The organism is Sphingopyxis macrogoltabida (assembly GCF_001314325.1).
GTDB classification, from domain to species: Bacteria; Pseudomonadota; Alphaproteobacteria; order Sphingomonadales; family Sphingomonadaceae; genus Sphingopyxis; species Sphingopyxis macrogoltabida.
On sequence record NZ_CP009429.1, the window covers coordinates 427,553 to 439,730 of the forward strand.

The 12,178-nt window shown below is 64.3% G+C and carries 10 protein-coding genes; 8 read left to right on the forward strand and 2 right to left on the reverse strand.

The window, feature by feature from the left end; genetic code table 11:
* Positions 1 to 342 precede the first annotated feature (342 nt).
* Positions 343 to 2,511, forward strand: coding sequence for a catalase/peroxidase HPI (gene katG / locus LH19_RS02195; protein WP_054724538.1), 2,169 nt, complete (start codon positions 343 to 345; stop codon positions 2,509 to 2,511).
* A gap of 101 nt (positions 2,512 to 2,612) precedes the next feature.
* Here the strand turns inward: katG and LH19_RS02200 are convergent, their stop codons facing one another.
* Together LH19_RS02200 and LH19_RS02205 are read right to left on the reverse strand one after the other, a co-directional pair.
* Complete coding sequence (locus LH19_RS02200) at positions 2,613 to 2,867, reverse strand: hypothetical protein (protein ID WP_054724540.1); 255 nt, start codon at positions 2,865 to 2,867, stop codon at positions 2,613 to 2,615.
* 267 nt (positions 2,868 to 3,134) lie between these two features.
* The gene (locus LH19_RS02205; RefSeq protein WP_054724542.1) at positions 3,135 to 3,938 is read right to left on the reverse strand and encodes an SDR family oxidoreductase; all 804 of its coding nucleotides are present in this window, start codon (positions 3,936 to 3,938) and stop codon (positions 3,135 to 3,137) included.
* Positions 3,939 to 4,102: 164 nt separating this feature from the next.
* Here LH19_RS02205 and LH19_RS02210 point away from each other — a divergent pair, with 164 nt between their 5' ends.
* From LH19_RS02210 to LH19_RS02240, 7 genes are all read left to right on the forward strand, one after another.
* Positions 4,103 to 4,759 carry an energy transducer TonB gene (locus LH19_RS02210; RefSeq protein WP_054724544.1) on the forward strand — a complete coding sequence of 219 codons (657 nt, stop codon included), beginning with the start codon at positions 4,103 to 4,105 and terminating at the stop codon, positions 4,757 to 4,759.
* A gap of 104 nt (positions 4,760 to 4,863) precedes the next feature.
* Positions 4,864 to 5,124: a hypothetical protein gene (locus LH19_RS02215; protein WP_234716060.1), complete on the forward strand. Its 261-nt coding sequence runs from the start codon at positions 4,864 to 4,866 to the stop codon at positions 5,122 to 5,124.
* A 114-nt stretch (positions 5,125 to 5,238) separates the two neighbouring features.
* A complete protein-coding gene (secA, locus tag LH19_RS02220; RefSeq protein WP_054724545.1) occupies positions 5,239 to 7,974 on the forward strand; it encodes a preprotein translocase subunit SecA in 2,736 nt (911 codons plus the stop codon).
* A 205-nt stretch (positions 7,975 to 8,179) separates the two neighbouring features.
* Entirely contained in the window at positions 8,180 to 9,619 is a 1,440-nt protein-coding gene (locus LH19_RS02225) for a circularly permuted type 2 ATP-grasp protein (RefSeq protein ID WP_054732876.1), read from the forward strand.
* A complete protein-coding gene (locus tag LH19_RS02230; protein ID WP_054724546.1) occupies positions 9,619 to 10,560 on the forward strand; it encodes an alpha-E domain-containing protein in 942 nt (313 codons plus the stop codon). The genes LH19_RS02225 and LH19_RS02230 overlap by 1 nt, the downstream gene beginning before the upstream one ends.
* 14 nt (positions 10,561 to 10,574) lie before the next feature.
* Positions 10,575 to 11,378: a transglutaminase family protein gene (locus LH19_RS02235; RefSeq protein WP_054724548.1), complete on the forward strand. Its 804-nt coding sequence runs from the start codon at positions 10,575 to 10,577 to the stop codon at positions 11,376 to 11,378.
* Between the two features lie 45 nt (positions 11,379 to 11,423).
* Positions 11,424 to 12,155 (forward strand): peptidase, encoded by a 732-nt coding sequence (locus tag LH19_RS02240; RefSeq protein WP_054724550.1) that lies wholly within the window; start codon positions 11,424 to 11,426, stop codon positions 12,153 to 12,155.
* Positions 12,156 to 12,178 lie beyond the last annotated feature (23 nt).

Genomic DNA, 12,178 nt, shown 5'->3' on the forward strand with positions numbered 1-12,178 from the left:
CTTTTGCCGCGCCATGCCATCATGCCGCGACAGTAGAGCAACCCCCGAGAGATCAACATGTTGCCGATGTTCGCCGAGGCGTGGCGGACGCGGGACGGGCCACGCCATGGTCCGCAACCGGACCGGCCAATGATCGGTTCGTTCGATGACTATATCCGGCTTATTCGTTTAGGTCGATTGGAGGGCGCGGCCTATCCTCGACCCGTCAGAACGAAAGGATGACGCCATCGACTCGACGCCTGCCCGCGCCGACCGTCCACAGCGACCTAGCGGCCGCGCCAGCGTCACGCGCCCGTCATCCCGACACGCCAGCATCCAACCATAACAAAGAGGAGAGACTGCATGAACGACCAGACCCCCATCGGCAGCGGTTGCCCGGTCCATCAGCCCGGTGGCGTCCGCGCCCTGCTTGGCCGCACCAACAAGGACTGGTGGCCCGACATGCTGGCGACCGAGATCCTCAATCCCAATGGTTCGTCGAACCCGCTCGGCGACGATTTCGATTATGCGGCGGCGTTCAAGTCGCTCGATTATCAGGCCTTGAAGGATGACCTGACCGCGCTGATGACCGACAGCCAGCCGTGGTGGCCGGCCGACTATGGCCATTACGGGCCCTTCTTCATCCGCATGGCGTGGCATGCCGCAGGCACCTATCGCACCGCCGACGGCCGCGGCGGCGCCAACAGCGGGCAACAGCGCTTTGCTCCGCTCGATAGCTGGCCCGACAATGGCAACCTCGACAAGGCGCGGCGCCTGCTGTGGCCGATCAAGCAGAAATACGGCAACAAGATCAGCTGGGCCGACCTGTTCATCCTGACCGGCAATGTCGCGATCGAGAGCATGGGCGGGCCGGTGTTCGGCTTCGGCGGCGGCCGCGTCGATGTGTTCGAGCCCGAACGCGACATCTATTGGGGTTCGGAGGACAAATGGGTGAACGAAGGCGTTCAGACCCGCATCGACCCCGACAAGAATATGGTCATCGAAGGCCCGCTGGCCGCGATCCAGATGGGCCTGATCTACGTCAATCCGGAGGGGCCGCAGGGCAATCCGCATAACGACGAGGGCATGGCGCGCGATATGAAGGAAACCTTCGATCGCATGGCGATGAACTCCGAGGAAACCGTAGCGCTGACCGCCGGCGGTCACACCTTCGGCAAGGCGCACGGCAATGGCGACGCCTCGACGCTTGGTGCCGCACCCTCGGGCGGCGACATTGCCGCGCAGGGTTTCGGCTGGGTCAGCGGCGAAGACCATGGCGGCATCGGCGAGCATACGGTGACCAGCGGCATCGAGGGCGCGTGGACCAACACGCCGCGCGAATGGACCGAGAATTATTTCCGCCTGCTGTTCGACTATGATTACGAGCTGGTGAAATCGCCCGCAGGCGCGAACCAGTGGCAGCCGATCGGCCAGAAGGAAGAGGATATGGCGCCCGACGCCCATGTCCCCGGCAAGAAGGTGCCGACGATGATGACCACCGCCGACATGGCGTTGAAGCGCGACCCCGAATTCCGCGCCATCAGCGAGAAGTTCCGCGACGACCATGAAGCGTTCAAGGATGCCTTCGCGCGCGCATGGTTCAAGCTGACCCACCGCGACATGGGTCCGAAGGTCCGTTACCTGGGCCCCGAAGTTCCCGCCGAAGACCTGATCTGGCAGGACCCGATCCCTGCGGGTTCCAAGCCGTCGGACGCCGATGTCGCAGCCGTGAAGGCGAAGATCGCCGACAGCGGCCTGACGGTGAGCCAACTGGTCAAGACCGCCTGGGCGTCGGCGAGCACCTATCGCAAGTCCGACTTCCGCGGCGGCGCGAATGGCGCGCGCGTTGCGCTGGCGCCGCAGAAGGATTGGGACGTCAACGAACCGGCCGCGCTCGCCAAGGTGATCGATACGTTGAACGGCCTGCGCGGTTCGATGTCGCTGGCCGATGCCATCGTCCTCGGCGGCGTGGTCGGGCTGGAGAAGGCGGGCGCCACCAATGTGCCGTTCACCGGCGGTCGCGGCGACGCGACGGCGGAACAGACCGACGCCGACAGCTTCGCGGTGATGGAGCCCGAGGCCGACGCCTTCCGCAACTATGTCGGCAAGAAAAAGCTGGCGGTGAAGGTCGAGGAGATGATGCTCGACCGCGCCTCGCTGCTCGGTCTGACGGTGCCCGAAATGACCGTGCTGGTGGGAGGCCTGCGCGTCCTCGGCGCCAACCACGGCGAGCGCGGCCATGGCCATTTCACCAAGCGGTCGGGGCAGCTGACGAACGACTATTTCGTCAACCTCTATGACATGACCAACGTGTGGAAGGCCGCGGGCGACGACGAATATGTCGCCACCGACCGCAAGGACGGCGGCGAGAAGTGGCGTGCGACGCGGGCCGACCTGATCTTCGGTTCCAACGCCGAACTCCGCGCGGTCGGCGAGGTCTATGCGCAGTCCGACAGTGGCGAAAAATTCGTCAAGGACTTCGTCAAGGCCTGGACCAAGGTGATGAACGCCGACCGTTTCGACCTCGCCTGATCGGCCGGCGCCGACGGGCCGCAAGGACCCGCCCCCGGGGACATGGGCCCGGGGGCGGGTTTCTTTTGTTCTAAAGCGACAAAAGATTCGCACGCGCGCGTTCAGAATGTCTCCTTTGTCGCTTTAGCGAAGCCCTCGTCGCGTAGAACGGCGTTCACGACCGCCATGTCCGGACAGCCGCTGACGTCGATCGCACCGCCCTTGAGGACGCGGACGATGGTGATGCCGTTGAGTGCGCGGTCCATTGCGATGCTGAATTGATAGGTACGGCCCATCGATATGGCGCGGTCCCACGCCGCGGCGAAGCTGGCGGCATCCGGCCGTTCGCGGAGGCGATAGGCCGAGGCCCGGCCCATGCCAACGGCGCGCGCCGCCTTGCCGGTCGAACCCGTCGCTTCGAGCGCGCGGATGAAATTGGCCTGGGCTTCGAGCGTCCAGCCATCGGCGCGGCGCCGCTGCGCGGGAACGGGGTTAAAGGCGAGGCAGGTATCCGCGAGCAGCGGGCCGGGGGGTGTTCCATCCGGCAGCTTACGTGTTTAGAAGTCCGTTTCCAATACTTTAGAGTACAAAAGGCCCATGTCCGCTTTCACCTCAATGCGGACGGCTAGGCCGGGTTGGAACGCTCAATGCGCCGCCGTGCCCAGCCCGTCGATCTTCTTCGATTGCCGCACGATCAGGCCGGGAAACCAGCGCGCGATACGCGCCAGCCGCTTTGCCATCTTGCCGACGGTGACGTGCACCCGGTCGCCGTGTACCGCCTCCCAAGCCGCCTCGGCGACGCGTTCGACGGGCACGATCTCGAAGCCGCTCGCCGACAGGCGGTTGCGCGCGGGTTCGTTGCTGTCGGCGCTGACCTGGTCGAGCAGCGGCGTGTCGATGAAGCCCGGCATCAGCGAGCGCACCTTGATGTCGTGCTTGGCGAATTCGATCTCGAGCGCTTCGGTGAGGCCGCGCACCGCGAACTTGGTCGCCGAATAGACCGCGAGCCCGGCGACGCCATAGAAACCCGACGCCGAGCCGGTGTTGAGGATCGTCGACCCCGGCGTCGCGCGAAGCAGCGGCAGCGCCATGTAAATGCCGTTGACGACGCCGCCGAAGTTGATCGCGATCAACCGGTCGGCTTCGTCTGGCGCCATGTCGATATACTGGCCGCCCGATCCGATGCCGGCGTTGTTGAACAGGACATCGAGGCGGCCGCCGCTGGCGCCGGCAAAGGCATCGAGCGCCGCCCGCCACTGGTCGCGGTCGCGCACGTCCATGACATGGCGCGACGATGCGCCGTCGGGCAGCAGCGCCGCGGTTTCGTCGATCCCCTGCTTGTTGACGTCGGCGATGCCGACGAACCAGCCTTTGGCAGCGAAGTGGCGCGCGGTCGCGCGGCCAATCCCCGACCCGCCGCCGGTGATGAAAATCGCCTTTCGTGCCATCCGCCCTCTCCTTACATCATTGTCAGTTGCAAGAAGATGTGAAGGCCGCGCAAAGGTCAAGCGGCAATTCGCAAGTTACGGCTTTGCAAGGTGAAATCGGGATGGCTAAGACGTCGGGATAGCGGACGAAACTTGCCGCTTGGGGGCGAAAAAGGGAGGCGGCAATGCTGCTCATGGCGATGATGCTTGCGTTTGGTGCGCCCCAGGGCGGGGCGGCATCGCCGCCGTCTGCCGATCTTTCCGAGCCGGGTGCGCCGGCCACCAACCCGGGGGGCTGGGTAACGAATGACGATTATCCGCCGCAAGCGATGCGCGAGGAACGCGAGGGTGTGACGGGCTTTCGCCTGACGTACGACAACAGCGGCCTGCCGCGAAAATGCGAGATTGTTTCGAGCAGCGGGCACGCCGATCTTGACGCTGCGACATGCGATCTGGTGATGGAACGCGCGCTCTTCGAACCGGGTAAGGACCGGACCGGCATGGCGGTCGGGGGTACATATACGAACCGCATACGCTGGAGCATTCCCGAGGGCGCGCCGGCGATGCCCGGCCCGCTGCCGTTTTCCGACCCGGGCCGTATGACGCTCCAATATGTCCTGGACGCTGAGGGAGGCGTTGCGAGCTGTGAGGGCCGCGTCGAAGGCCTCGTCGCGCCCGCGGGCGATCAGACCGCAGCCGTCGATCTGTGCCAGGGAGTCGAAGCTTCCGCGCCTTACCCGCCGCCGCTCGACAGCGAAGGCAAGCCGGTGTCGCGACGCTATCGCATGACGATCGAGGTCACCACCGAAGACATCGGGCCGCGCGGAGGCGTTCCGAAATAATATCCTGACCCTAGACGTTTCCTGGCTTTCACCCTATGTTCAGGGTCCTGTGCGCACTATGGGGCGCTTACGGAAACGAACTGGGGCGATTCTTGCGGTTATTGTTGACCCTATTGGCATTGCTGACCGGCCTGGCGACCGCCGACCGGGCCGCAGCCGCGCCTGCCGTTCCGGCGGCGATGGGGTCGCTCATCATGTTCGCCGAGACGGCCGGACAGGCCGAGACCAGCGACAATGAACGCCGCCCTGCGACAACCACCCCGACCCGCCGCACCAGCGGCGGTGGCGGCGGACGCAAGGTTCGCAAGGCGGCTCCGCCGCACTTGCCGGGCCTGCTCACCGGTAGCGACCGCGCGCTCGAATAGCCGCGGATCATAGCGTTCGCGCGCGAACGCAGCGCCCCTGGCGGCGCCATTTTGCCATATCTCCAGCGGCCCCGAAGCTGCCCTCCATCTATCGATATTCCAAGGAAATCCGCCATGTTTGCTGGCCTCGCCAAAAGCCTGTTCGGCTCGTCGAACGACCGTTACGTCACCTCGATGCGCAAGATCGTCGACAAGATCAACGCGTTCGAGCCCGAACTCGAAGCCCTCGACGATGCGGCCTTGCAGGCGCAGACGCAGAAATTTCGCGACCGGCTTGCGGCGGGCGAGACGCTCGACCAGATCCTTCCCGAAGCCTTTGCAACGGTGCGCGAGGCGTCGAAGCGCACGCTCGGCATGCGCCATTTCGACGTCCAGATGATCGGCGGCATCGTCCTTCATCGCGGCGAGATCGCCGAAATGGCGACGGGCGAAGGCAAGACGCTGATGGCGACGCTGCCCTGCTATCTCAACGCGCTCGAAGGCAAGGGCGTCCATGTCGTGACGGTCAACGACTATCTCGCCCGTCGCGATGCCGAGTGGATGAGTGCGGTTTACGGCTTCCTTGGCCTGACCACCGGGGTCATCGTCCCCAACCTCAACGAGATCCAGCGGCGCGAGGCGTATAACAGCGACATCACCTATGCGACGAACAACGAACTCGGCTTCGACTATCTTCGCGACAATATGAAGTTCGACCGGGTGCAGATGGTGCACCGCGAGTTCAATTTCGGCATCGTCGACGAGGTCGATTCGATCCTGATCGACGAGGCGCGCACGCCGCTGATCATCTCGGGCCCGACCGACGACAAGTCCGAACTCTATATCCGCGTCAACGAGGTGGTGCACCAACTCGGCGAGGATGATTACGAGAAGGACGAGAAGACCAAGTCGATCAACCTGACCGAAGACGGCACCGAACATGTCGAACGGTTGCTCGAAGCCGCAGGGCTGCTGCAGGGCAGCAACCTTTACGACATCGAGAACACCCAGATCGTCCATCACGTCAATCAGGCGCTGAAGGCGATCGTCATGTTCAAGCTCGACACCGACTATATCGTCAAGGACGACAAGGTCGTGATCATCGACGAATTCACCGGCCGCATGATGGACGGCCGCCGCTGGTCCGACGGCCTGCACCAGGCGGTCGAGGCGAAGGAAGGCGTCAAGATCGAGCCCGAGAACCAGACGCTCGCGTCGATCACCTTCCAGAATTATTTCCGCATGTACCCGAAGCTTTCCGGCATGACCGGTACCGCGGCGACCGAGGCGGCCGAATTCTTCGACATCTACAAGATGAACGTCGTCACCATCCCGACCAACCGCCCGATCGCGCGCCAGGACGAGGAGGACGAGTTCTACAAGAATATCACCGACAAGTTCGGGGCGATCGCCAAGACGATCCGCGAAGCGAACGAGCGCGGCCAGCCGGTGCTGGTCGGCACCGTGTCGATCGAGAAGTCCGAACTACTGTCGTCCTATCTCGAAAAGGAAGGCGTCCCGCACAGCGTCCTCAACGCGCGCTTCCACGAGAGCGAAGCGCATATCGTCGCGCAGGCGGGCCGCACCGGCGCGGTCACCATCGCGACGAACATGGCGGGCCGCGGCACCGACATCAAACTGGGCGGTAACGAAGAGTTCCGCATCGACGACGAGCTGAAGGAGATTGCCGAAGGTCCGGAACGCGACGCCGCAATCGCCCGTATCCAGGCCGAAGTCGCCGCCGAGCGCGAGGCCGTGAAGGCCGCCGGCGGGCTGTTCGTGCTGGCGACCGAACGCCACGAAAGCCGTCGTATCGACAATCAGCTCCGCGGCCGTTCGGGACGTCAGGGCGACCCCGGCCTCAGCAAATTCTACCTCTGCCTCGACGACGACCTGCTGCGTATCTTCGGCCCCGACACGCTGTTTTCCAAGATGATGAACAAGAATCTGGAGGATGGCGAAGCGATCGGATCGAAGTGGCTGTCGAAGGCGATCGAGACCGCGCAGAAGAAGGTCGAGGCACGCAACTACGACATCCGCAAGCAGGTCGTCGAATATGATGACGTGATGAACGACCAGCGCAAGGTCATCTACGAACAGCGCGGCGACATCATCGACAGCGAAACTGTCGACGAGGTAATGGCCGCGATGCGCGCCGAGACCGTCAACGCGATCGTCGCCGATGCGTGTCCCCCGGGCAGCTATCCCGAACAGTGGGACGTCGAGGCGATGAAGGAGCGGACGCTCAACATTCTCGATCTCGCGCCGCCGATCGACGACTGGATGCAGGAAGACGCGGTCGACCCCGAAATGTTCGAGGAGCGCATCCAGGCGCAGGCCGACGCGGTGGCTGCGGAGAAAGCGGCGCAGGTCGACATCGACACATGGAAGGGGATCGAGAAATCGGTGCTGCTCCAGACGCTCGACCATCACTGGAAAGAGCATCTCTCGACGCTCGACGCGCTCCGCCAGGTCGTGTTCCTCCGCGCCTATGCGCAGAAGCAGCCGATCAACGAATATAAGCAGGAAGCCTTCGCGCTGTTCGAGCGCATGCTGTCGAACATCCGCGAGGATGTGACGCGGACGATCGCGCGGCTCGATCTGCGTTACGAAGAGCCCGAGCCGATGGCGTTGCCCGAGCTTCCCGACTTCCTGACCACGCACATCGACCCGTTCACCGGCGAAGACAACAGCGCCGATATCGATGGCGGCGACCTTGGCGTCATCGCCAACACGCTGCCGCCGATGCAGATCCCGCGTCCCGACCTGCCCGAGGGTGAAAACCCCTATGCCGAGATGGAGATCAGCCGCAATGCGCCGTGCCCCTGCGGTTCGGGGCGCAAGTACAAGCATTGTCACGGAGTGATTTGAGGCAGTCTGCCGCGCGCCCCAAGGTGCGCGGCAACCCCTTGAAGTTACGGTAACACACCCTTGCACGAGCCCGCTTGCCAAGGCGCGCGGGCGCGATTAGCATCGCCTTCACAAGCTTGACGGCCGCGTAGCCAGACAAGCGACGCAGCAGGCAGGAACTATGGGCCGCGCACGGCGGAAACGTCGCGCGCATCCGGTGGATGGCATGTTGCGTGGAAAGGGCTGGCGCATTTCCTTTTTCGACGAGATGACGGGCCAGGAGGGCGGAACGCGGTCGCCCTATCGCGAATATTGCGAGTGGTTCGACGCCGAAGACAGCCAGCGCATCCAGCACAAGACGCAGCAGGCCGAGGCGCTGTTCCGCACCACCGGGATCACTTTCAACGTCTATGGCGACGCCGATGCCGACGAGCGGCTGATCCCCTTCGACGTCGTGCCGCGGATCATTTCGGCGAGCGAATGGCGGCGGCTGTCGCGCGGCATCGAACAGCGGGTGCGGGCGCTCAACGCCTTTCTTCACGATATCTACCACCGGCAGGAAATATTGCGCGCCGGGCGGGTGCCGACCCAGCTTATCGCGCGCAACGACGCCTTTCTGCCGATGATGATGGGTATGGATCCGCCGGGCGGCATCTATACGCACATCAGCGGTACCGACATCGTGCGCACCGGCGCCAATGAATTTTACGTGCTGGAGGATAATGCCCGCACGCCGTCGGGCGTCTCCTACATGCTCGAAAATCGCGAGACGATGCTGCAGATGTTTCCCGAGCTGTTCGCGAAGGTCGCGGTGCGCGAGGTCGGCGACTATCCGATCAACCTGCTGAAATCGCTTTCCGCCTGCGCGCCGCCGAAATGCGGGGGCACCCCGACGGTTGCGGTGCTGACGCCGGGCATCCACAACAGCGCCTATTACGAGCATAGCTTCCTCGCCGACCATATGGGCGCCGAGCTGGTCGAGGGGCACGACCTGCGCGTCGTCGACGGGCGCGTCGCGATGCGTACGACGCAGGGCTATCGGGCGATCGACGTCGTCTATCGCCGGGTCGACGACGATTTCCTCGATCCGCTGAACTTCCGCCCCGACTCGATGCTCGGCGTGCCCGGCATCTGGGACGTCTATCGCGACGGGGGCATCACCATCGCCAATGCGCCGGGCACGGGGATCGCCGACGACAAGGCGCTGTACAGCTATATGCCCGACATCATCGAATTCTATACGGGCGAAAAGGCGCTGCTGCCCAATGTGCCGACATGGCGCTGCAGCGAGCCCGAGCATCTCCGCGAGGTGCTCGACCGGCTTCCCGAACTGGTGGTCAAGGAGGTCCATGGCTCGGGCGGCTACGGGATGCTCGTCGGCCCCGCGGCGAGCAAGAAGGAACTCGCCGCCTTTCGCGCCAAGCTGGAAGCCAATCCGGGCAATTATATCGCGCAGCCGACCCTGTCGCTGTCGACGGTGCCGATCTTCACCAAAAAGGGCCTCGCGCCGCGGCATGTCGATCTGCGCCCCTTTGTCCTGATGTCGCCGCAGGGGATCACCATCACCCCCGGCGGGTTGACGCGCGTCGCGATGACGCGGGGGTCGCTGGTGGTGAATTCGAGCCAGGGCGGCGGGACCAAGGATACGTGGGTGCTGGAAGACTGATGTTAGGCAAGACCGCAGCCTCGCTCTTCTGGATGGCGCGCTATCTCGAGCGGAGCGAGAATAATGCCCGGCTGATCGACGCGGGCTTCCGCATCGCACTCACCCGGTCGCAGACCGCCGCCGCCGAGTGGAAGTCGGTGCTCGTCACCGCGGGGGTCGACCGTGCCTTTGTCGCGGCGCACGGCGATTACAGTTCGGCGCGGGTCGTCGATTTCCTGCTCCGCGATCCCGCCAATCCGTCGAGCATCGCCTCGGTCATCAAGCAGGCGCGCGACAATGCGCGCACCGCGCGCACCGCGCTGACGCGCGAGGTGTGGGAAGCGGTCAACACCAACTGGATGACGCTGACCGCGCTTTTGAAGCGCCCGGTGCGCGACGACGACCTGCCCGACGTGCTGACGGCGATCCGCCAGCAGAGCGCGCAGGTGCGCGGGGCCTTGAACGGCACGATGCTGCGCAACGACGGCTTCAACTTCTCCCTGCTCGGCACCTTCCTCGAACGCGCCGACAACACGGCGCGCATCCTCGACGTCAAATATTATCTGCTGTTGCCGTCGGTCGCGCATATCGGCAGTTCGATCGACAATGTGCAGTGGGAAACGATCCTGCGTTCGGTGTCGGCGCACCGCGCCTATCGCTGGCTGTACGGGGCCGAGATCAGCGCGCTGAAGATCGCCGAATTCCTGATCCTGTATCGGCAGCTTCCGCGCAGCCTTGCTTTCTGCTGCGAGCGGATGGAGGATAATCTGGCGCAGCTCGAACGCGGCTATGGCGAGGAGACCGAGGCCGGACGCATGGCGCGCGCGCTGTGCAACGAGCGGCTGTCGAGCCCGATCCAGGCGATTTTCGACGGCGGGCTGCACGAATATGTCACGGCCTTCCTGCGTGCCAATGCGGCGCTCGCGCGGCAGATCGAACATGATTACCGGTTCGTGGAATAGGACGGAGACCCACCATGCGCCTCGCCGTCGAACATACCACCCATTATCAATATGATGCGCCCGTGCATTACGCGCTGCAGCAGGTGCGGCTGACGCCCAAGGATCGCCCCGGCCAGCAGCTGGTCGGAACGTGGGCGGTCGAGGTCGAGGGCGGTGAGCGCCAGCTTCACTACACCGACCATCATGGCAACGGCGTCGATCTGATCGCGGTCGGCGGCGGGTCGCGCGAACTGGTGATCCGCTGCCGCGGCGAAGTCGATCTGGTGACCTTCGACGGGGTGATCGGAGCGCATCGCGGCGCCATGCCCTTATGGACCTTCCTGCGCCCGACGCCGCTGACCCGGGCGGGGCGCGGGGTGCGCGCGCTGACCGCGGCGATCGGGCGCGACTTTGCTTCGGACATCGAACGCGCGCACGCGCTGTCGGCGCTGATCCTCGGCCGGCTCGCCTATCGCACCGGGCTGACCGATGCCGAGACGACCGCCGAACAGGCGCTGGCGGGCGAGGGCGGCGTCTGTCAGGACCATACGCATATCTTCATCGCGGCGATGCGGCACCTCGGGCACCCGGCGCGTTACGTCTCGGGCTATCTGATGATGAACGACCGGACGCAGCAGGATGCGACACATGCCTGGGCGGAGGCGCATTTCGATCATATCGGCTGGATCGGCTTCGACGTCAGCAACGGCCATTCGCCCGACCAGCGCTATATCCGCGTCGCGACGGGGCTCGATTATCGCGATGCCGCCCCGGTTCGCGGCATGCGCTATGGCGCTGCGCAGGAAAATCTGGTTGTCCAATTGCAGGTCCAGCAATAAGCGGGCCGGACGATACGGCTTTCCGGGCGGGGAAAACGGGACAAGATGACCTATTGCGTTGGCATGCGTTTGAACAAGGGGCTGGTGTTCATGTCGGACACCCGCACCAACGCGGGCGTCGATGATATCTCGCAGGTTCGCAAGATGCGTAGCTGGACGGTTCCCGGCGAGCGCGTGATCACGCTGATGTCGGCGGGCAATCTCGCGACGACGCAGGCCGTCGTCAGCCTGCTCGACGAGCGCACCAAGGCGCCGGCGGATCGGCATCCCTCGATCCTCGAAGCACCGTCGATGTTCCAGATTGCGACGATCATCGGCGAAACGCTGCGCGGCGTGGTAATGCGCCACAATGACGAGGGACCCGCCGCCGAATCGCTGTTCCGCGCCTCGCTGATCGTCGGCGGCCAGATCAAGGGCTCCGACCCGCGCCTGTTCCTGATCTATCCCGAGGGCAATTTCATCGAGGCGGGCGAGGATAATCCCTTCTTCCAGATCGGCGAGACGAAATATGGCCGGCCGATCATCGTGCGCTCCTACGATCCCGCGATGTCATTCGAGGATGCGGTGAAGCTGCTCTGCGTCTCGTTCGATTCGACGATCCGGGCGAACGCCGGCGTCGACCTGCCGATCGACCTCAAGGTCCACGAACGCGACGATTTCACCACCGTCCGCGAACGGCGGTTCGAGCGCAACGACCCCTATTTCGAAAGCGTCGCCGACGGCTGGGCCGAAGCGCTGGGGATCGCGCTGGCCGAACTGCCCGATTTTCATTTCTGATCCGGTGACAGCGTAATCCTCGT

Coding starts and splice junctions, on each gene's coding strand:
- LH19_RS02235 (WP_054724548.1), top strand. CDS start 10,575: ATGCGCCTCGCCGTCGAACATACCACCCATTATCAATATGATGCGCCC.
- secA (WP_054724545.1), top strand. CDS start 5,239: ATGTTTGCTGGCCTCGCCAAAAGCCTGTTCGGCTCGTCGAACGACCGT.
- LH19_RS02230 (WP_054724546.1), top strand. CDS start 9,619: ATGTTAGGCAAGACCGCAGCCTCGCTCTTCTGGATGGCGCGCTATCTC.
- LH19_RS02205 (WP_054724542.1), bottom strand. CDS start 3,938: ATGGCACGAAAGGCGATTTTCATCACCGGCGGCGGGTCGGGGATTGGC.
- LH19_RS02240 (WP_054724550.1), top strand. CDS start 11,424: ATGACCTATTGCGTTGGCATGCGTTTGAACAAGGGGCTGGTGTTCATG.
- LH19_RS02225 (WP_054732876.1), top strand. CDS start 8,180: ATGTTGCGTGGAAAGGGCTGGCGCATTTCCTTTTTCGACGAGATGACG.
- LH19_RS02200 (WP_054724540.1), bottom strand. CDS start 2,867: ATGGGCCGGGCCTCGGCCTATCGCCTCCGCGAACGGCCGGATGCCGCC.
- katG (WP_054724538.1), top strand. CDS start 343: ATGAACGACCAGACCCCCATCGGCAGCGGTTGCCCGGTCCATCAGCCC.
- LH19_RS02210 (WP_054724544.1), top strand. CDS start 4,103: ATGCTGCTCATGGCGATGATGCTTGCGTTTGGTGCGCCCCAGGGCGGG.